Consider the following 18,125-nt stretch of genomic DNA (forward strand, 5'->3'; position numbering starts at 1 on the left):
CACGGCGTACGGGAACCCAGTCCGGACCCCCGGGCGATCTGCCCGGATCATCCCCCTACCCTCTGGTAATCGCGTCTGGCAGGCTTCCGCCATGACTGCCCGTGCCGCAGACCGAGCCGCCGACCGAGCCCGCTACGACCGCGCCACCGCACACCTCGACGCCCCCCTCGCCCTCGTGGACCTGGGCGCTTTCGACGCCAACGCCGACGATCTCGTGCGCCGGGCCGCGGGCAAGCCGATCCGCGTCGCCAGCAAGTCCGTACGCTGCCGTGCCCTGCTCGAACGGGTCCTTGCCCGCGACGGTTTCGCCGGGATCATGTCGTACACGCTCGCGGAGTCGCTCTGGCTGGCCCGCTCCGGTTTCGATGATGTGCTGCTCGCGTACCCCTCGGCGGACCGGGCCGGTTTCGCCGAGCTGACCGCCGATCCGAAGCTCGCCGCGTCGGTGACCGTGATGGTCGACGACCCGGCCCAGCTGCGGTTGATCGACGAGGCGAGGGGGGACGGGCGCGAAGAGGTGCGGGTGTCTCTGGAGTTGGACACCTCCTTCAAGGTGCTCGGCGGGCGGGTGCGGATCGGCGCGCTCCGGTCGCCGTTGCACTCGCCCGCGCAGATCGCCGCCCTGGCCCGCGCCATCGTCCGGCGGCCAGGTTTCCGGCTCGTGGGCGTCATGGCGTACGAGGGGCATGTGGCGGGTGTGGGTGACGCGGTGGAGGGTCACCCGGCGCGTTCCCGCGCGATCCGGACGATGCAGGCCGCGGCCCGCAGGGAACTGTCCGCGCGCCGGGGAGAGGCCATCGCCGCCGTCCGGGCGGTCGCGCCGGACCTGGAGTTCGTGAACGGCGGCGGCACCGGCAGCGTGCAGCACACCGCGGCCGAGCGTGCGGTGACCGAGATCGCCGCCGGGTCGGGGCTCTTCGTGCCGCGGCTCTTCGACAACTACACGTCGTTCAGCGGGCGTCCCGCCGCGCTGTTCGCGCAGCCCGTGGTGCGGCGGCCCGGCGTGGGGACGGTGACAGTGCTCGGCGGCGGATACCCGGCGTCGGGGGTCGCGGGCCCGGACCGCTCGCCGGTGCCGTACCTGCCCGAGGGGCTGCGGTACGACCCGCAGGAGGGCGCGGGTGAAGTGCAGACGCCGCTGCACGGGCCCCCGGCCGACGATCTGCTGATCGGCGACAAGGTGTGGTTCCGGCACGCCAAGGCCGGGGAACTGTGCGAGCGGTTCGAGACCCTGCACCTGGTCGAGGGCGACAAGGTGACGGCGAGTGTTCCGACGTATCGGGGCGAGGGTCACACGTTTCTGTGAGCCGCCTCGCTCACGGTGTCGGTCCGACGTCGTCGCCCACGCCGCCGCCCGTCGCGCTGTCGTCCACCGAGCGGATCCCGTCCGTGATCTCGTCAAGGACGGAGACGGGCGGGGCGTCGTCGCCCGCGCCGACGTTGAACCGGACGATGACCATCGACTCCGAGCCGACGCTCGACGCGAAGGCGAGCGACTGGACGTACCCGCCGTCGCCCTTCGCCGTGTGGACGCGCCAGCGCACGAAGTAGCCGCTGCGGCCCGCGACGGCCACCTGGCCTTCCTTGACCTTCTCGTGGCCGGTGATGCCGCCGTAGGGCTGGTTGTCCAGCTTGTCCTTGTCGTAGGCGGCGTCCGCCGCGTCCTTGATGTCGCCGCGGGCGACGACCTTGGGGTCCGTCTCGTCCGTGCCCGTCACGGCGCTCGACGTGACGGTGCCCTCGCGGCAGAGGCCGGAGTCGCCCGGACAGTCGACGATGTCGGGGGTCTGGATGGTCGCGCCGCCGCCGAAGGAGTCGTCGTCCTTCTCCCAGCCCTCGGGCACGGGGAGCGTGATGCCGTTGAGGTCGTCGACGAGGGTGTCCGGGTCGGGATCGGTGGTCGGGGACGCCGACTTCGTCTCCGACCGGGTCGGCGTCGGGCTGCTCTCGGCGGGGGTGCTCGGCGCCGGCGGGCCGCCCCGCGGGTCGCCGCCGTCCTTGGTGAGGGCGACGGCGCCCGTGACGATCGCCGCGGCGAGGACGACCCCGGCGACGCCCAGCGCGACGAGCTTCGCCCGGCCGCCGCCCCGGGAGGAGGTCACCGGCATGACCGATGTGGTGTCCTGCGGCGGCCCGAATCCCTGGTGCACCGGGGCGACTTGGGCGGGCTCGGGCGTCCGCCGGTGCTCGGTCCAGGCAGCGCCGTCCCACCAGCGCTCGGCGGAGGGCTGGTGCGGGTCCGGGTACCAGCCGGGCGGCGTCGGCATGCTCATCCCGGCACTCTAAGACGTGCCGGGAAGATCGGTACACCGAGGATCAGCGCACCGAGGATCAGCCGAGGATGGATCAGTACACCGAGTCCCGCTGGTCGGCGACCACGGTGCCGTCCGCGCGCCTGACGGGGCCCTTGTCACCGTCGTGCTCGTTGTACGCACTCGTCGAGCACGGGTAGAGGTCCGGCTTCTGCTTCATCGGCTCGATGAACATGGGGTTCACGACCCAGCGGCCGTCCGCGTCGTCGTACGCACGGCACATGAACTCGCTCTTGTTGCGGTTCAGGACGAGGTGCGCGCCGGTCGCGTCGCCGACGAAGGTCACGTCCGTGTCGGCGTCGCCGCCGCCGAGCGCGATGCGGTGCCGGAAGTCCTGCTTGTGCCAGGCCTTCTTGCCGTGGATGCCGAAGATCTCCTGGTTGACCCAGCAGCGCTTGCCGTCGATGTAGGGGATGGCCTCGCCCTTGTTGACGGGGACGCCGCCGCAGCCCTGGTTCCAGGTGGTGATGCGGCCCTCGCGGTCCAGGACGGACCGGATCGCGATGGTGTGCTTGCGGTCGATGCCGACGCTCTTCGACCACACCTCGGTGACCGGCTCCGAGCCCGCCGAGACGATGTAGACGTCGAACCCGGCCTTCTTCAGCGTGCGGATCAGATCGCGCTGCTGGTCGTAGTAGCGGACGTAGCCGGGGATCTCGTGCGTGCCGACGGTCTGCGTGGCGCCGACGGGGGCGGCGAGCGCCTCCTTGCGGGCCTTCGCGGCGTACGACTCCAGTTCGCGGACGGTGTGCCCGGCGAAGAGCTGCGGCACCCAGGCGTACTGCGGGACGGTGTGGCGGTGGTCCCACTTCCCCGCGAACGCGGCGGCGCCGCTCATCGTCTTCCCGTCCTCGCGGACCTCGAAGATCTCGTCGGCGCAGTCCTTGTCCGTGGACGTGGGCAGCGGCTTGCCGACCGGCACCTTCGTACCGCACGCCGCGGTGAGCGCGCGGTCCGCGTCGTCGGTCAGCCACTTGCTGGTGGACTTCCAGCTCTTGGGCCGCAGGATCTTGTCGTGCCGCAGAGACCAGGCGATGGTCGCGTCGGTGACGTCGTTCTTCGTGATGGTGTTGTCCCAGTCGAACGCGGCGACCGGGCGCTCGCTCCTGCCGTGACCCAGGTCCGGGTTGGCACAGGTGCCGCGCTCGTCGATGGTGCGCTGCAGCTTGGCGCGGTTGTTGCCGTACCAGGTCAGCTTCTTCGACAGCTGGGGGCAATCCCCTTGCGCGGCACGGGAGTTCGCGGTCGTGGCGGCGGCCGCGGGGAGAGCTGCCGCCGGTACGGCCGCCAGGGTGGCGGCCGCGGCCAGGGTCAGCGCCAAAATGTTTCTGTTACGCATGTGAGTGGACCGTACATCAGCCTTACGAAGTTGACGACGGCGTCGCCGTCCCGTGCACCGTGTCCCGCTGATCGGGGATCACGGAGCCGTCCGTGCGGCGTACCGGACCCTCGCCGCCGTCCCGTTCGGTGTAGCCGGTGGAGGCGCAGGGGTAGGGGTCGGCCTTCTTGCCCTTGGGCTCGATGAACATGGGGTTGACCAGCCAGCGGCCGTCGCCGTTGTCGTAGGCGCGGCACATCACTTCGTTCTTGTTGCGGTTCAGGACGAGGCGCAGGCCGGTGGCGTCGCGCAGGAAGGACACGTCCGTGTCGGAGTCGCCCGCAGCGAACACCTGACGCTTCGCGGCCGGTTGCACCTTCTCGGCGGCGGCGCCGCGCACGCCGAGGATCTCCTTGTTGATCCAGCAGCGCTTGCCGTCGATGTACGTGATCATCGAGTCGTCGCCGTCCTTGACGGTGCCGCAGCCCTTGAGGTGCGCGGTGTGCTTGCCGTGGGCGGTGACGTTGCGGATGCCGAGGGTGTGCCCGGCGTCGACGCCCACGCTCCTGCCCCACACCTCGGCGACCGGCTCGGGCGACGCGGAGACGACGTACACGTCGAACCCGGCCTTCTTCAGCGTGCGGATCAGGTCGCGCTGCTGGTCGTAATAGCGGACCCAGCCGGTGACCTTGCCGGTGCCGACCCGCTGTTCGGTGCCGATGGGCGCGGCGAGGTTCTCCTTGCGCGCGGCGGCCGCGAACTGCTTGACCTGGCGGGTGGACCAGCCGCGGGTGAGCTGGGCGAGCCAGGCGTACTGCGGCTCCATGCGGCGGTGGTCGAAGCCGGCGAAGGCCGCCTTGCCCGAGGTGGTGGTGCCCTCGCTGTAGACGGCGAGGATCTCGTCGGCGCAGGCGGTGTTCCGGTGGGTGGGCAGGGTGGTGCCGGTGGCGGGGCAGGCCTTCGCGAGGGCCTTGGCGGCCGGGTGGGTCAGATAGCGGCTGGTGGTGTGCCAGTCGCCGCTCTCGGGCGTGCGGATCTTGCCGTTGCGCAGCAGCCAGAACATGGTGGCGTCGCCGATGTCGTTCTTGATGACGGTGTTGTCCCAGTCGAAGACGGCGACGGGCCCGGCGCCGTGTCCGTGGCCGTCGCCGCAGCTGCCGTACCGGTCCACCATGCGCTGGAGTCTTGCCCGGTTGTCGCCGTACCAGCCCTTGGAGACCGTCAGCGTGGGGCACTTCCCGGTCTTCGGGCGGGAGGAGTCCTGTGTCGCTTCGGCGGTGGCCTGGACGCCGATGAGGCCGGTCCCGGCCACGGCGAGGACGGCGGCCGCGGCGGTGCAGCGGCGCTTGAGGTTCATGTACACACTCCCGTGTTTACGCAGGTCAGCCGGGCGTCGCGCGACGCCCGGCTGACGGGTGGGTGGCTGCTGGGTGAACTGCGAGGGTGCGGCTACAGGGGCGTGACGTAGGCCCCGGTGAGCCCGCCGTCCACGAGGAAGTCCGTGGCGTTCACGAACGATGAGTCGTCGCTGGCGAGGAACGCCACCGCGGCCGCCATCTCCTCGGCCTCGGCGAAGCGGCCCACCGGGATGTGCACGAGGCGGCGCGCGGCGCGCTCGGGGTCCTTGGCGAAGAGTTCCTGCAGGAGCGGAGTGTTCACCGGGCCCGGGCAGAGCGCGTTGACGCGGATGCCCTCGCGGGCGAACTGCACGCCGAGCTCGCGCGACATCGCGAGGACGCCGCCCTTGGACGCGGTGTACGAGATCTGTGAGGTCGCCGCGCCCATCCGGGCCACGAACGACGCGGTGTTGATGATCGAGCCCTTGCCCTGGCGCCGCATGTAGGGGATGGCGGCCTTGCAGCACAGGTACACGGAGGTGAGGTTGACGTCCTGGACGCGCTTCCAGGCTTCGAGGCCCGTGTCCAGGATGGAGTCGTCGTCGGGCGGCGAGATGCCCGCGTTGTTGAAGGCGATGTCGACGGAGCCGTAGGTGTCGAAGGCCGTCTTGAAGAGCGCCTCGACCTGCTCGGCGTCGGTGACGTCGACCTGCACGAAGATTCCGCCGGTTTCCTCGGCGGCGGCCTTGCCCGCGGTCTCGTCGATGTCGCCGCAGACGACGTGGGCGCCCTCGGAGGCGAGGCGGCGCGCGGTGGCGAGGCCGATGCCGCTGCCGGCGCCGGTGATGACGGCGGTGCGGCCGACGAGGCGGCGGCAGATGTTCTCTGACATAGGGCTTCAGGCCTCCGTGCTTTCCGTGCTGATGAAGACGTTCTTGGTTTCCGTGAAGGCGGCGAGGGCGTCGGGGCCGAGCTCGCGGCCGAGCCCGGACTGCTTGTAGCCGCCGAAGGGGGTCCAATAGCGCACGCTGGAGTGCGAGTTGACGGACAGGTTGCCCGCCCGGACTGCCGAGGAGACGCGCAGGGCGCGGCCGACGTCGCGGGTCCAGATGGAGCCGGACAGGCCGTAGTCGGTGGCGTTGGCGAGCCGGATCGCGTCGGCCTCGTCCTCGAAGGGGATGACGACGGCGACGGGCCCGAAGACCTCCTCCGTGGCGACCGGCGCGTCCGGGCCGACGTCGGTGAGCAGCGTCGGCGGGAACCAGAAGCCGGGTCCTTCGGGGGCCGTCCCGTGGATGCCGTCGCCGGGGGTGACGTAGGAGCGGACCCGGTCCAGCTGGGTCCTGGAGATCAGCGGGCCCATCTGCGTCTTCTCGTCGGCCGGGTCGCCCACGACGACGGACTCGATCGCGGGGGCCACGACCTCCAGGAACCGGTCGTACACCGAGCGCTGGACGAGGACGCGGGTGCGGGCGCAGCAGTCCTGTCCCGAGTTGTCGAGATACGACATGGGGGTGGCCAGGGCCGCCGCTTCCACGTCGGCGTCGGCGAAGACGATGTTCGGGCTCTTGCCGCCGAGTTCGAGGGTCAGCCGCTTCACCCGGTCGGCGCAGGTGGCCATGATCCGCTTGCCGACTTGGGTGGAGCCGGTGAACACGATCTTGGCGACGCCGGGGTGCTCGACGAGGGCGTTGCCCGCGACGGCGCCCTCGCCGGGCAGGACCTGGAAGAGGCCTTCGGGGAGCCCCGCCGCCAGGGCGAGTTCGGCGAGGCGGAGCGCGGTGAGCGGGGTCGTCTCGGCGGGCTTGAGGATCACCGCGTTGCCCGCCGCGAGGGCGGGGGCCGTGCCCCAGGCGGCGATGGGCATGGGGAAGTTCCAGGGGGCGATGACGCCGACTACCCCGAGGGGCTCGAGGATGGTCACGTTCAGGCCGCCGGGCACGGGGATCTGCCGGCCGCTCAGCCGCTCCACTCCCCCGGCCGAGAAGTCGAGGAGGTCGCGGACGTTGCCCGCTTCCCAACGGGCGTTGCCGATGACGTGTCCGGCCTCGCGCACCTCCAGCCGGGCCAGCTCTTCGAGGTGTTCGTCGACCTGGGCGGCGAAGCGGCGCAGGAGTCTGGCCCGGTCGGCGGGGGCGGTCGCGGCCCACTGTTCCTGGGCGCGCGCGGCACGGGCGACGGCGGCGTCGACGTCCTGCGGGGTGGCGGCGGGGACGGTCGCGACGACCTCTTCGGTCGCCGGGTTGAGTACCTGCAGCAAGTCGTTCCTCACATGCGTTCGAAGGAGCGGCGGAGCTCCCAGTCGGTCACCGCGGAGTCGAAGGCCTGGAGCTCGACCCGCGCCATGTTGCGGTAGTGGGCGACCACCTCGTCGCCGAAGGCGGCCTTGGCGATGGGGCTGTTCTCCCAGAGGTCGGCGGCCTCGCGCAGGGTGGTGGGGACGTGTTCGTACTCCCCGGTGTAGGCGTTCCCGGTGCACTCGTCGGGCAGTTCGAGCTTGTGCTCCATGCCGTGGAGTCCGGCGGCGATCAGTCCGGCGACGGCGAGGTGCGGGTTCACGTCACCCCCCGGCAGCCGGTTCTCGAAGCGCATCGAGCGGCCGTGGCCGACCACACGCAGCGCGCAGGTGCGGTTGTCGTGCCCCCAGGCCGCGGCGGTCGGCGCGAACGTGCCGGGCTGGAACCGCTTGTAGGAGTTGATGTTGGGCGCGTAGAGCAGCGAGAAGTCGCGGAGGGCGGCGAGCTGACCGGCGAGGAAGTGCCGCATGACGGGTGACATGCCTCCCGGGTCGTCCGCCGAGCCCGCCATGACGTTGGTGCCGTCGGCGTCCTGGAGCGAGAGGTGGATGTGACAGGAGTTGCCCTCGCGCTCGTTGAACTTGGCCATGAAGGTGAGCGAGACACCTTCCTGGGCCGCGATCTCCTTCGCGCCGGTCTTGTAGATGGCGTGCTGGTCGCAGGTGACGAGGGCCTCGTCGTACTTGAACACGATCTCGTGCTGGCCGGGGTTGCACTCGCCCTTGGCCGACTCGACGACGAGTCCGGCGGCCGCCATGTCGTTGCGGATGCGGCGCAGCAGCGGCTCGATGCGGCCGGTGCCGAGGACGGAGTAGTCGATGTTGTACTGGTTGGCCGGGGTGAGGTCCTTGTATCCGGCGTCCCACGCCTGCTCGTAGGTGTCCTTGAAGACGATGAATTCGAGCTCGGTGCCGACGTGCGCGGTGTAGCCCAGCTCCGCGAGCCGCTCCAGCTGACGGCGGAGGATCTGGCGGGGCGCGGCGACGACGGGCGAGGAGTCGTTCCAGGCGAGGTCCGCGATGAGCATCGCGGTGCCCTCGTTCCAGGGGACGCGGCGCAGGGTGGAGAGGTCGGGGTGCATGGCGAAGTCGCCGTAGCCGCGGTCCCAGGAGGACATCGCGTAGCCGTCGACGGTGTTCATGTCCGCGTCGACGGCGAGGAGGTAGTTGCAGCCCTCCGTGCCGTGCTCGAGGACCTCGTCGAGGAAGAAGCGGGCGGCGAACCGCTTGCCCTGGAGCCGCCCCTGCATGTCGGGGAAGGCCAGGACGACAGTGTCGATCTCGCCGCTCGCGACGAGGGCGCGGAGCTCCTCGACGGCGAGCGGTGGTGTGCGGTCTGCCACGGGAAATGCCTCCTTGGGTCAGCCGGGAGCCATAAGGTATTGCGGAGAACCATTGCTTGGGAAGGGGGTACGGGCATGTCGCACACGGAAGAGGGCACGTCACCCGCGACACCGGACGACGACCGGCTGACACCGGTACTGCGCCCGGTGCGGGCGGGCAACGGCTTCGAGGAGGCCCTGGAGCAGATCCTCCAGGTCGTCCGCCTCGGCCTGGTGCCCGGCGGCGAACGGCTGCCGTCGGAGCGGGAGCTGGCCGACCGCCTCGGCATCAGCCGGGTGACGCTGCGCGAGGTCCTGAAGGTGCTGCAGGACCAGGGGCTGGTCGAGTCGCGGCGCGGACGGTACGGCGGGACGTTCGTGCGGCCGCGCCCCGAGGCGCCGGGCGAGGACGAGCTGCGCCGCCGCATCAAGGACGTCGACGTCGAGGACGCGCTGCGCTTCCGCGAGGTCCTGGAGGTCGGCGCGGCCGGGCTCTGCGCGGCGCACGGCCTCACCGACGAGCAGGCGGACCGGCTGCGCACGGCGCTCGCGCAGACCCACGACGCACCCCTTGCGGAGTACCGCAGGCTCGATACGCTGCTCCACCTCACGCTCGCCGAACTGTGCGGGTCGCCGACGCTCACCGCGCAGTACGCAGCGGTCCGCGCGACCGTCAACGACCTCTTGGACTGCATCCCGCTCCTCGTACGGAATTTGGAGCATTCGCAGCGCCAGCACACCGCGCTCGTCGAGGCGGTGCTCGACGGGGACGCGGACGGCGCGCGGGAGATGATGCGGGAGCACTGCGCGGGGACGGCGGCGCTGTTGCGGGGCTTTCTGACGTGAGGGGCACGGGACGTGAGGATCACGGGTTAACCATCACGTAACGCACGGGTCTTGCTTTCCGGTGCGCGACACGGCAAAGGTATGCATCCGTTCCATTGAGCCACCCCCGGAGTCACCCCGCCGCAGTGCCGCCGCCGCATAGGAGCCGTGCCATGACCGTGGAGTCCAGCAAACCGAACCCGGCCGAACCGGCGGACGACTATCTGGAACGCAGAACGCTCCGCCGGGGCAGCGCAGGCTGGCTGCTGCTCACCGGACTCGGCGTCGCCTACGTCGTGTCCGGCGACTTCTCCGGCTGGAACTTCGGCCTCGCGGAGGGCGGCTTCGGCGGCCTCGGGATCGCGATGGCGCTCATGGGCGTGATGTACGCGTGCATGGTCTTCTCGCTGGCGGAGCTGTCGTCCGTGCTGCCCACCGCGGGCGGCGGCTACGGCTTCGCGCGCCGGGCGCTCGGCCCCTGGGGCGGCTTCCTGACCGGCACCGCGATCCTGATCGAGTACATCCTCGCGCCGGCCGCGATCTCCATCTTCATCGGCGACTACGTCGAGTCGCTCGGCCTCTTCGGCCTGACCTCGGGCTGGCCGGTCTATCTCGCCTGCTTCGTGATCTTCATCGGCATCCACCTGTGGGGCGTCGGCGAGGCGCTGCGCTTCAGCTTCGTCGTCACCGGTGTCGCGGTGGCGGCGCTGCTCGTCTTCGCGGTCGGCGCGTTCATGGAGTTCGACGCGTCGAAGCTGAACGACATCCCCGTGGAGCCGGACGCCTTCGGCGCCAACTCCTGGCTGCCGATGGGGCTGTTGGGGATCTGGGCGGCCTTCCCCTTCGGCATGTGGTTCTTCCTCGGCGTCGAGGGCGTACCGCTGGCCGCCGAGGAGACCAAGGACCCGGCGCGCACGCTGCCACGCGCGATCCGCTGGTCGATGGCCATCCTCGTCGCCCTCGCGCTGCTCACCTTCTTCGCGTCGGCGGGCGCACGCGGTGCGAACGCGATCCAGGACGCGGGCAACCCCCTGGTCGAGGCGTTGCAGCCGGACGGCAAGGCGACCGGCCTGAGCCGCGTCATCAACTACGCGGGCCTCGCGGGCCTGGTCGCCTCCTTCTTCTCCCTCATCTACGCGGGCTCGCGCCAGCTCTTCGCGCTCTCCCGGGCCGGCTACCTCCCCCGCTTCCTCTCCCTCACCAGCAGCCGAAAGGCCCCCTACCTGGGCCTGCTCGTGCCGGGCGCGATCGGCTTCGGGCTCGCCGCGGCGACCGGGGACGGCGCCCGCATGCTGAACGTCGCGGTGTTCGGCGCGACCATCTCGTACGCCCTGATGTCGCTCTCGCACATCGTGCTGCGCCGCCGCGAGCCCGGTCTGGAGCGGCCCTACCGCACGCCGGGCGGCATCCTGACGTCGTCCGTGGCGCTGGTCCTCGCCTGCGCGGCGCTCGTCGCGACGTTCCTGGTGGACGTGACGGCGGCGGTCATCGCGCTCGCCGTGTACGTGGTCGCCCTCGCCTACTTCGGGATCTACAGCCGCAAGCACCTGGTGGCGCGCGCACCGGAGGAGGAGTTCGCGGCGCTCGCGGCGGCCGAGGCAGAGTTGGAACGCGACTGAGCACGATCATGAGGAGAACGGTGAGCGAGAGTGTGAGCGAGAGCGAGAGCCCGGTGCGCGGGAGCAGGCCGCTGATCGGGATCAGCACCTACCTGGACCCCAAGGTGAGCTGGGGCGTGTGGCAGCTGCCCGCGGCCCTGCTGCCCGCCGGGTACCCGCGCCTCGTGCAGGCGGCGGGCGGCATCGCGGCGATGCTGCCGCCGGACGATCCGTCGTACGCGGAGTCCGTCGTCGCCCGGCTCGACGGCGTGGTCGTCGCGGGCGGTCCCGACGTGGAACCGGAGCGGTACGGGGCGGTGCGCGAGGAGCGCACCGGGCCGCCGGCGCCGGAGCGGGACGCCTGGGAACTCGCCCTGATCGAGGCCGCGTTGGCGTCGGGGACACCCCTCCTCGGCATCTGCCGGGGCATGCAGCTCATGAACGTGGCGCTCGGCGGGACGCTGATCCAGCACATGGACGGACACGCGGAGGCGGTCGGCGTGTTCGGCACGCACTCCGTGAAGCCGGTCCCTGACACGCTCTACGCCTCGATCGTCCCGGACGCGTCGACGGACGTGCCGACCTACCACCATCAGGCGGTGGACCGCCTCGGCAGGGACCTGATCGTGTCGGCGTACGCGGCGGACGGCACCGTCGAAGCCGTCGAACTCCCCCGGCCCGCCTGGGCGCTCGGCGTGCAGTGGCATCCGGAGATAGGCGAGGACACCCGCGTCATGGCAGCGCTGGTCCGAGCCGCTTCCTGAGCCACTCCACGGCGGCCGCGCCCTGGGCGGCCTGGAAGGCGCGCAGGGTCGGCAGGCCGGGTGGCGCCGGCTGCAACGATCCCCGTACGAAGAATCCGGCGACGCCCGCGAGCGTCGCGGTCACGCCCCGCGGATCCGCCGTCCGGCCCACCCGCTGGGCGGTGAACACGTCCTCGGGGTCGGGGCCGCCCTGCGCCCGCACGCACGGCAGCATGAGGAGCAGGTCCAGCCAGGGCGCGGCGCGCACGGCGTGCGGCCAGTCGACGAAGACGACCCGGTCGCCGTCGGCCGTGAACAGGATGTTGTCGGCGCGCAGGTCGCCGTGGACGAGGGTGTCTCCTCCCACGAAATCCGCCCAGGGCGCGGCGAGTTCGGCGAGCGCGGGCAGATTCCGGCGGACCCAGGGGTCCAGCCTGTCGTCGTCCTCCGCGCCCTGCTCGATCAGCCGCTCCCAGCCCCGGAAGATGCCTGCCAGCGCCTCCACGGCGGTGGGGGCGGTCAGGGGCGCGGGCGTCAGGGCCCGCGAGAGGGCGTCCACCGCGTCCAGTACGCGCCCGAGCTCCGCCGCCTGCCAGGGCACTTCGGGCTGGCGGCCGTCGATGTCCTCGAAGGCGAGCGCGACCCAGGTGCCGTCGTCGTAGGAGGCGAGGAGCCGGGGCGCGGGCACGGAGTCCGGCAGGGCGGCGGCGTTACGGGCCTCGGCGCGGTGCAGCCGCGGACTGCCGGGGTTGACGTCGGCGCTGACGGCCTTGACGAACGCCCGCCGCCCGTCGCCGAGCAGCACCCGGGCCGCGACACCCGGCGAGAATCCGCCGTGCTGCGTCACCGCTTCGGCCACGGGCGCGCCGAGCGCGGCCTCCAGCTCTCCGCGTACGTGCGCGGGGAGTTGACGCCAAGGAGCGCGGACGCCGGTGGCCGGGGGCGCGGTGGGGTTCATGCCCCCATGGTGGGCGGGGCCCGGGTGCGTCCGCCACAGAATTACGCGCGTACGTCGGCGCCCCGCTCCCCCACCTGCCCCCCTGCCTGCCCCTCCACCTACTCCGCTTGCTCCGCCTCGACCGCCGTCCGCGACGCCAGCCGCTCGTACCGCTGCCGGGCCGCCTGCGGGGTGCCGAGGCCGAGCCCGAAGGCGATGTCCGGCCAGGTCATGCCGCGACCGCGGGCCATCTGGAGCAGGCCGGTCTCCAGCTCGTCCAGCTCACCGCGCACCAGCGGCAGGAGCGTGAGGGCCGCGGTGATGTCGGCGTGGTCCACCTCCGGCTCGCCGTCTGCGGGCCTCGCGGCGCCGCTGAGCAGGAACGACACGAGCCGGACGGCTTCGTGCGGGCCCAGCACGGCGGGGTGGACCTGGCGCATGCGCTGCTCGTCGTCGGCCGCGTGCCGCTCGGCGATGCGCATCAGCGACGCGTACACGCGCTGGGCGCGGGCCTGTTCGGGGTGGGGCGGGGTGAAGGGGTCGGCGGGCTGGGGCTGTTCGGGGTGCGACGACATGCGTCCAGCATGACCGGACACGCACCACGTGGTCAACCGTTCGTTGTAAACACTTTGTTTGCACCCCGCGGAGGGTGCGCGCGGCGCATGCAGCGCACGCGATACGCGCGGGACGCAGGCCCGCTCAGGACCGCCGCCCCCCACTCCCCGCCCCACCCCGCGTCAGCGCCAGCAGATCCCGGCCCGGACCCGCGGGGCGATGTCCCGTCGGCCAGACCGCCCGCAGCTCCCTGCGCAGGCGGACCTCCGCCAGTGGGATCTCGACCAGGCGCCGCGCCGCCAGTTCCTCGCCCACCGCGAGCTCGCTCAGGACGGAGGGGCCCGCGCCGCTGACCGCCGAGGCCTTCACCGCCGTCGTGGACGACAGCTCGATCAGGGGGCGGGCGAGGCCGCCGAGCGCCGCGTCGAGCACTTGGCGCGTGCCTGAGCCCTCCTCGCGCAGGATCAGCGGCGTCGCCGCCAGCTCCTCGGCGGCGAGAGGCTTCCGGCGCCGCGCCCACGGGTGTCCCGGCGCCGTCACGACGACCAGCCGGTCGTGCGCGACGACGACGCCGTCGAGCCCGCCCGGCACGGTGAGCCCCTCGACGAAGCCGAGGTCCGCCTCGCCGGCCAGCAGCCGGGAGGCGACGGCCGCGGAGTTCCCGGCGAGCAGGGACACCGCCGTATCCGGCCGCTGGGTCCGCAGGGCGATCAGCCAGCCCGGCAGCAGGTACTCGGCGATCGTCATGCTGGCCGCCACCCGCAGCCGCGAGTCCCGCCGTACGCGCAGCGCCTGCGCCCCCGCGTCGAAGGCCTCCGCCGCCTCCACGATGCGGCCCGCCCAGTCGGTGACCAGGGCGCCCGCGTCCGTGAGGCGCGAGCCGCGGGGCGACCGGTCGACGAGGGCGACGCCGAGCTGCCGCTCCATGGCGCGCACCCGGCTGCTCGCCGCGGGCTGGGTGATGCCCAGCTCCCGCGCGGCCCTCCCGAGGCTGCCGAGCCGCGCCACGGCGAGCAGCAGCTGGAGCGCGCCGAGGTCGGGGACGCGGTGCGCGAGGGACGCCTCGGGGGTATGGGAAGGGGCGGAGGCGGCGGGCTCGGGAGACGCAGGGGACGTACTCATAAAGCCAGCTTATGCCCCCATAGAAGAGTGCTCCCTGGTCGCACCGCCTCCCGCGTACGACGGTGGACACATGGTCACCACCGCTCACCCCCTTGTCGCCTCCCCCGCAGCCCTCGGCACCCGCGTCCCGGCGGTCCGTCACCTCGGCCCGAACTGGTACGCCTGCGTCATGGGCACCGCCATCATCGCCAACGCGGGGGCGACGCTGCCGTACCGGCCGGCGGGACTGCGGACGGGCTGCACGATCGTGTGGGCGCTGTCGGCCGTGCTGCTCGCCGTCCTGCTCACCGCCCGCGCCGCACACTGGATCCACCACCGCGACCAGGCCAGGACCCACCTCCTCGACCCGGCCGTGGCACCGTTCTACGGCTGTCTGCCGATGGCGCTGCTCGCGGTCGGGGCCGGCACGCTGACCGTCGGCAAGGACTGGATCGGCACGGGCGCGGCCGTCGCGCTCGACACCGTGCTGTTCACCGCCGGCACCGCCATCGGGCTCGCGGCGGCCGTCGCCATCCCCTACCTGATGGTGACCCGGCACCGCATCACCGCCGACCAGGCCTCGCCCGTGTGGCTGTTGCCCGTGGTGGCGCCCATGGTGTCGGCGGCCGTAGGCCCGCTGCTCATACCCCACCTGCCCGCGGGCCCGGCCCAGCAGACCATGCTGTACGCCTGCTTCGCGATGTTCGGCCTGAGCCTGCTCGCCACGCTGGTGATGCTGCCCCTGCTCTTCGCCCGCCTGGTGACCGCGGGCCCCCTGCCCCTGGCGCTCACCCCCACCCTGTTCCTGGTGCTCGGCCCGCTGGGCCAGTCGACGACCGCCACCAACAAGTTCGCCGACTTCGCCCCCGGCGTCGTCCCCGCCCCGCTCGCCCGCGGCTTCCTCGCCTTCGCCGTCCTCTACGGGGTCCCCGTGATGGGCTTCGCCCTGCTGTGGCTGGCACTCGCCGCCGCCATGGTGGTACGCGCCCGCCGCCGCGGCATGGGCTTCGCGATGACCTGGTGGGCGTTCACCTTCCCCATCGGCACGTGCGTGACGGGCGCGGAGGGCCTCGCCGCCCACACCGGCCTCGCGGTCTTCGCCTGGCTAGCGGCCGCTCTCTTCGTCTTCCTCGTCACCGCGTGGGCCGTGGCGCTGACGCACACCCTGCGCGGCACCATCAGCGGCCGTCTCCTCGCCGCACCCCGCTGACCTCAGCGCAGAGCTGCCCGCAACGCCCCGCCGAGCACCGTCGGCGCCTCCGCCAGCGACGGCCCGTACCAGGTGAGATGGCGGCCGCTGACCAGCGCGACCGGTGTGCCCGCCGGGAACGCCTCCGGGCCGTCTTCCCGTGTGAAGCGGTACGGCTCGTCCGGGAGGACCACCAGGTCGAGGGCGGCCGCGGACAGCTCCTCGATCGGGACGCGCGGGTAGCGGTCGGCGTGACCTGCGTACGCGTTGTCGACGCCCAGGCGCGCGAGGAGGTCGCCCGCGAACGTGTCGCGGCCCAGGACCATCCACGGACGCCGCCAGATGGGGACCGCCGCGCGGAGACGGGCCGAGGGGGACTCCCATCCCTGCCACGCCGACTCCGCCTCCTCCAGCCACTCCGGCCGCCGCCCCGCCCCGCACGCCGCGAGGACGCGCGCCAGTTCACGGAAGGCCTGGTCCAGCGTCCGTACCTCCGTCACCAGGACCTCGAGGCCGGCCGCCCGCAGCGCCGCCAGGTCGGGCGCGCGGTTCTCCTCCTCGTTGGCGACGACGAGGTCGGGGGCGAGAGCGACGATGCGGGGCACGTCGGGGTTCTTCGTGCCGCCCACCCGCACCACGCCGAGGCCGTCGAGGTCCGCCGGATGGCTGCACCAGTCGGTCGCACCGACCAGCGCCCCCGGCACGGTGACGGCGACCGCCTCGGTCAGTGAGGGCACCAGTGAGACGACCCGTCGCGGGCCGCGCGCGAGCGGCATGTCAGCGCCCCTTGTCGTCCACCGCTTCGATGTGGTCCCCCACGGCGACCACCAGGACCCGAGTGTCCGGCACGGTGGCCCGCCAGCGGTGCCGCACCCCGCCCGTGAGGAACAGCGTGTCGCCGCGTCCCAGGCGGTAGGCCCGGCCCTCGGCCTCCATCTCGACGGCGCCCTCGACGACGTACATCAGCTCGTCGTTGCGGTGCTGGAACTCGCGTCCCTCGTCGTGGTCCCCGATGAACTCCAGGGCGTGCAGCTGGTGGTGGCCGCGCGCCAGTTCCCGTACGCGCGCGTCGGGGGTGGAGCCGTCCAGGTCCGTGTCGTCGGCGGCGCGCACCACCTCGACGGTGCGGGCGGGGTCGGCGGCGGCGAGGAGCTCCACGTCGGTGGTGCACAGCGCGTCGGCGACCCGCTGCAGGGACCGCGAGCTGGGCCGCGCCCGCTCGTTCTCGATCTGGCTGAGGAACGGCACGGAGAGTCCGCTGCGCTCGGCGACGACGGCAAGGGTGAGCTCCAGCTGGCGGCGGCGGCGCCGCACGGCAGAGCCCACCCGGAGGGTCTCCTTGTGCTCGTCCATCGCCTCGGCTCCCTTCAGCGCATCGGCCCGCTCTCAACCCTGAGGGGTTTTCTGCACCCTACGCATGTTCGCCAAACGGTTTTGCCCCGTTGCCCGGACCGACCCCCACAGCTTGTGCCGGTGGAGCTACAGGTTGTGCCAGTAGAGCAGCTGTCCGGCCTCCCCGGGCGCGGCTCCCTCAGCCGGTACGAAGAGGCTGACGAGCAGGGCGGGACGGCCCCGCGGGCCGGTGAGGAGGGTCGCCGACGGGTTGGCGAAGGCGTGGCTGCCGCCGTGCGTGCGGATGTGGAGGCGGTCCGCGCGGCCACTCGGGGGGTCGTACGCGTACGTCCCCCAGCTGCCGAAGTCGCCCCGCCGCCCCTGTCCCTCGACGAGCACCACGCGCTGCCCGCCGAGCTCCACGGGCGCCCGGTCGCCGATGTTGCCGCCGTTGCCCCAGGTGCGCACGGCGCGGTCCAGGCGCCGGTCGGGCTCGGCGTGCCAGTGCCGGAAGCCGGTGAGGGTGGCGCGCAGCTGACGGTCGGTCTCGCAGCCCGCCCGGTAGTGCCCGGTGAGGTGGATCGTGGCGCCGCGCACGGCGGTGACGCTCGGGGTGCCTTCGGCGCAGCGCGAGAGAGTGAGCGGCGCGTCGAAGGCCCGGCGGGCGCGCCCGTCGAGCAGCGCCGCAAGGCTGTCGTACGAGCGGACGGCGATGTGGTTGCGGGGGTCCTTCTCGTACGCGAGGACGTAGCCCCCGCGGCCGTCGTGCGCGAGCGAGGCCTGGTGCGTGCCGGGCCCGAAGTCGTGGCGGCGCTGCCAGTGGCGCAGGTCGGTGGAGGTGGCGACGGCGGCGTGGAAGCGGCCGTTGGTGAGGAGGGTGTGGTAGACGGCGAGGTAGCGGCCGTCCGGAGCCTGCTCGATCTGCGCGGCGTCCATGGTGCGGCCGGTGTGGTCCCGCGAGTCGTAGCGGTGGCCGTCGGCGGCGGTCACGTCCTCGGCGAGCGCGGCGAGGCGTGCGGTGCCGGCGGAGGCGGGGGCGGCGTCGGCCCGGGCGAGCTGCGCGACGAGCAGGGCGGCGGTCAGGGCGAGCGCGGCGGCGACTACGAAGAGCGCCGTCCTGGGCTGCCTTGCGGTCACGGGCGGGGTCTCACGTTCAGGTATGCGGTCAAGTAGGGCCCAGTCGAGGTTAAGGAGCCGGCGGCCCTGCGGGAACACCGGAAGGGGTGGGCTTCGCCACAAGGCGAGGCCCACCCCTTCAGG

Annotated in this window: 17 protein-coding genes; 5 read left to right on the top strand and 12 right to left on the bottom strand. The window is 72.5% G+C overall.

Annotated features, from left to right (window positions below):
- Positions 1-91: 91 nt before the first annotated feature.
- A complete protein-coding gene (locus tag ACI2L3_RS23895) occupies positions 92-1,306 on the top strand; it encodes an amino acid deaminase/aldolase (RefSeq protein ID WP_404754418.1) in 1,215 nt (404 codons plus the stop codon).
- 10 nt (positions 1,307-1,316) lie between these two features.
- On the opposite strand, the gene ACI2L3_RS23900 is transcribed toward ACI2L3_RS23895, so the two are convergent.
- From ACI2L3_RS23900 to ACI2L3_RS23925, 6 genes are all read right to left on the bottom strand, one after another.
- On the bottom strand, positions 1,317-2,273 hold the full coding sequence (locus ACI2L3_RS23900; protein WP_404754419.1) for a DUF2510 domain-containing protein: 957 nt from the start codon (positions 2,271-2,273) through the stop codon (positions 1,317-1,319).
- Positions 2,274-2,346: 73 nt separating this feature from the next.
- Entirely contained in the window at positions 2,347-3,651 is a 1,305-nt protein-coding gene (locus tag ACI2L3_RS23905) for a haloacid dehalogenase-like hydrolase (protein WP_404754420.1), read from the bottom strand.
- A gap of 22 nt (positions 3,652-3,673) precedes the next feature.
- Positions 3,674-4,987 carry a haloacid dehalogenase-like hydrolase gene (locus ACI2L3_RS23910; RefSeq protein WP_404754421.1) on the bottom strand — a complete coding sequence of 438 codons (1,314 nt, stop codon included), beginning with the start codon at positions 4,985-4,987 and terminating at the stop codon, positions 3,674-3,676.
- Positions 4,988-5,079: 92 nt separating this feature from the next.
- The gene (locus tag ACI2L3_RS23915) at positions 5,080-5,859 is read right to left on the bottom strand and encodes a 3-oxoacyl-ACP reductase (RefSeq protein ID WP_404754422.1); all 780 of its coding nucleotides are present in this window, start codon (positions 5,857-5,859) and stop codon (positions 5,080-5,082) included.
- A 6-nt stretch (positions 5,860-5,865) separates the two neighbouring features.
- Positions 5,866-7,227, bottom strand: a complete 1,362-nt coding sequence (locus tag ACI2L3_RS23920) for an aldehyde dehydrogenase family protein (protein WP_404754423.1) — start codon at positions 7,225-7,227, stop codon at positions 5,866-5,868.
- An 8-nt stretch (positions 7,228-7,235) separates the two neighbouring features.
- Positions 7,236-8,606, bottom strand: coding sequence for a glutamine synthetase family protein (locus tag ACI2L3_RS23925; protein ID WP_404754424.1), 1,371 nt, complete (start codon positions 8,604-8,606; stop codon positions 7,236-7,238).
- Positions 8,607-8,681: 75 nt separating this feature from the next.
- On the opposite strand from ACI2L3_RS23925, the gene ACI2L3_RS23930 reads away from it, so the two are divergent.
- The 3 genes from ACI2L3_RS23930 (at position 8,682) to ACI2L3_RS23940 (ending at position 11,772) form a co-directional block, all read left to right on the top strand.
- Positions 8,682-9,431: a FadR/GntR family transcriptional regulator gene (locus ACI2L3_RS23930; RefSeq protein WP_404754425.1), complete on the top strand. Its 750-nt coding sequence runs from the start codon at positions 8,682-8,684 to the stop codon at positions 9,429-9,431.
- Between the two features lie 152 nt (positions 9,432-9,583).
- Positions 9,584-11,029 (top strand): ethanolamine permease, encoded by a 1,446-nt coding sequence (gene eat / locus ACI2L3_RS23935; protein ID WP_404754426.1) that lies wholly within the window; start codon positions 9,584-9,586, stop codon positions 11,027-11,029.
- Between the two features lie 20 nt (positions 11,030-11,049).
- Positions 11,050-11,772: a gamma-glutamyl-gamma-aminobutyrate hydrolase family protein gene (locus tag ACI2L3_RS23940; protein WP_404754427.1), complete on the top strand. Its 723-nt coding sequence runs from the start codon at positions 11,050-11,052 to the stop codon at positions 11,770-11,772.
- Here ACI2L3_RS23940 and ACI2L3_RS23945 read toward each other — a convergent pair.
- The 3 genes from ACI2L3_RS23945 to ACI2L3_RS23955 form a co-directional block, all read right to left on the bottom strand.
- Positions 11,741-12,709, bottom strand: coding sequence for a phosphotransferase family protein (locus ACI2L3_RS23945; RefSeq protein ID WP_404754428.1), 969 nt, complete (start codon positions 12,707-12,709; stop codon positions 11,741-11,743). The two genes, ACI2L3_RS23940 and ACI2L3_RS23945, sit on opposite strands and share 32 nt — an antisense overlap.
- Before the next feature lie 98 nt (positions 12,710-12,807).
- Positions 12,808-13,263 carry a DNA-binding protein gene (locus ACI2L3_RS23950; RefSeq protein ID WP_404754429.1) on the bottom strand — a complete coding sequence of 152 codons (456 nt, stop codon included), beginning with the start codon at positions 13,261-13,263 and terminating at the stop codon, positions 12,808-12,810.
- Positions 13,264-13,387: 124 nt separating this feature from the next.
- Complete coding sequence (locus ACI2L3_RS23955; RefSeq protein ID WP_404754430.1) at positions 13,388-14,365, bottom strand: LysR family transcriptional regulator; 978 nt, start codon at positions 14,363-14,365, stop codon at positions 13,388-13,390.
- Between the two features lie 70 nt (positions 14,366-14,435).
- Between ACI2L3_RS23955 and ACI2L3_RS23960 the strand changes: the two genes are divergently transcribed.
- Positions 14,436-15,554 (top strand): TDT family transporter, encoded by a 1,119-nt coding sequence (locus ACI2L3_RS23960; RefSeq protein WP_404754431.1) that lies wholly within the window; start codon positions 14,436-14,438, stop codon positions 15,552-15,554.
- Between the two features lie 2 nt (positions 15,555-15,556).
- Here the strand turns inward: ACI2L3_RS23960 and ACI2L3_RS23965 are convergent, their stop codons facing one another.
- From ACI2L3_RS23965 to ACI2L3_RS23975, 3 genes are all read right to left on the bottom strand, one after another.
- Positions 15,557-16,309 carry a helical backbone metal receptor gene (locus ACI2L3_RS23965; RefSeq protein WP_404754432.1) on the bottom strand — a complete coding sequence of 251 codons (753 nt, stop codon included), beginning with the start codon at positions 16,307-16,309 and terminating at the stop codon, positions 15,557-15,559.
- A gap of 1 nt (position 16,310) precedes the next feature.
- A complete protein-coding gene (locus ACI2L3_RS23970; protein WP_404754433.1) occupies positions 16,311-16,886 on the bottom strand; it encodes a helix-turn-helix domain-containing protein in 576 nt (191 codons plus the stop codon).
- Between the two features lie 126 nt (positions 16,887-17,012).
- Positions 17,013-18,002, bottom strand: a complete 990-nt coding sequence (locus tag ACI2L3_RS23975; protein WP_404754434.1) for a hypothetical protein — start codon at positions 18,000-18,002, stop codon at positions 17,013-17,015.
- Positions 18,003-18,125: the final 123 nt, after the last annotated feature.

It is taken from the genome of Streptomyces sp. NPDC029674, assembly GCF_044903205.1.
Lineage (GTDB): Bacteria > Actinomycetota > Actinomycetes > Streptomycetales > Streptomycetaceae > Streptomyces.

Bases quoted from the DNA above. Each gene is read 5' to 3' on its own strand.
- ACI2L3_RS23905 (WP_404754420.1), bottom strand. From the start codon at position 3,651: ATGCGTAACAGAAACATTTTGGCGCTGACCCTGGCCGCGGCCGCCACC.
- ACI2L3_RS23970 (WP_404754433.1), bottom strand. From the start codon at position 16,886: ATGGACGAGCACAAGGAGACCCTCCGGGTGGGCTCTGCCGTGCGGCGC.
- ACI2L3_RS23915 (WP_404754422.1), bottom strand. From the start codon at position 5,859: ATGTCAGAGAACATCTGCCGCCGCCTCGTCGGCCGCACCGCCGTCATC.
- ACI2L3_RS23910 (WP_404754421.1), bottom strand. From the start codon at position 4,987: ATGAACCTCAAGCGCCGCTGCACCGCCGCGGCCGCCGTCCTCGCCGTG.
- ACI2L3_RS23960 (WP_404754431.1), top strand. From the start codon at position 14,436: ATGGTCACCACCGCTCACCCCCTTGTCGCCTCCCCCGCAGCCCTCGGC.
- ACI2L3_RS23900 (WP_404754419.1), bottom strand. From the start codon at position 2,273: ATGAGCATGCCGACGCCGCCCGGCTGGTACCCGGACCCGCACCAGCCC.
- ACI2L3_RS23950 (WP_404754429.1), bottom strand. From the start codon at position 13,263: ATGTCGTCGCACCCCGAACAGCCCCAGCCCGCCGACCCCTTCACCCCG.
- ACI2L3_RS23945 (WP_404754428.1), bottom strand. From the start codon at position 12,709: ATGAACCCCACCGCGCCCCCGGCCACCGGCGTCCGCGCTCCTTGGCGT.
- ACI2L3_RS23955 (WP_404754430.1), bottom strand. From the start codon at position 14,365: ATGAGTACGTCCCCTGCGTCTCCCGAGCCCGCCGCCTCCGCCCCTTCC.
- eat (WP_404754426.1), top strand. From the start codon at position 9,584: ATGACCGTGGAGTCCAGCAAACCGAACCCGGCCGAACCGGCGGACGAC.
- ACI2L3_RS23965 (WP_404754432.1), bottom strand. From the start codon at position 16,309: ATGCCGCTCGCGCGCGGCCCGCGACGGGTCGTCTCACTGGTGCCCTCA.
- ACI2L3_RS23895 (WP_404754418.1), top strand. From the start codon at position 92: ATGACTGCCCGTGCCGCAGACCGAGCCGCCGACCGAGCCCGCTACGAC.
- ACI2L3_RS23930 (WP_404754425.1), top strand. From the start codon at position 8,682: ATGTCGCACACGGAAGAGGGCACGTCACCCGCGACACCGGACGACGAC.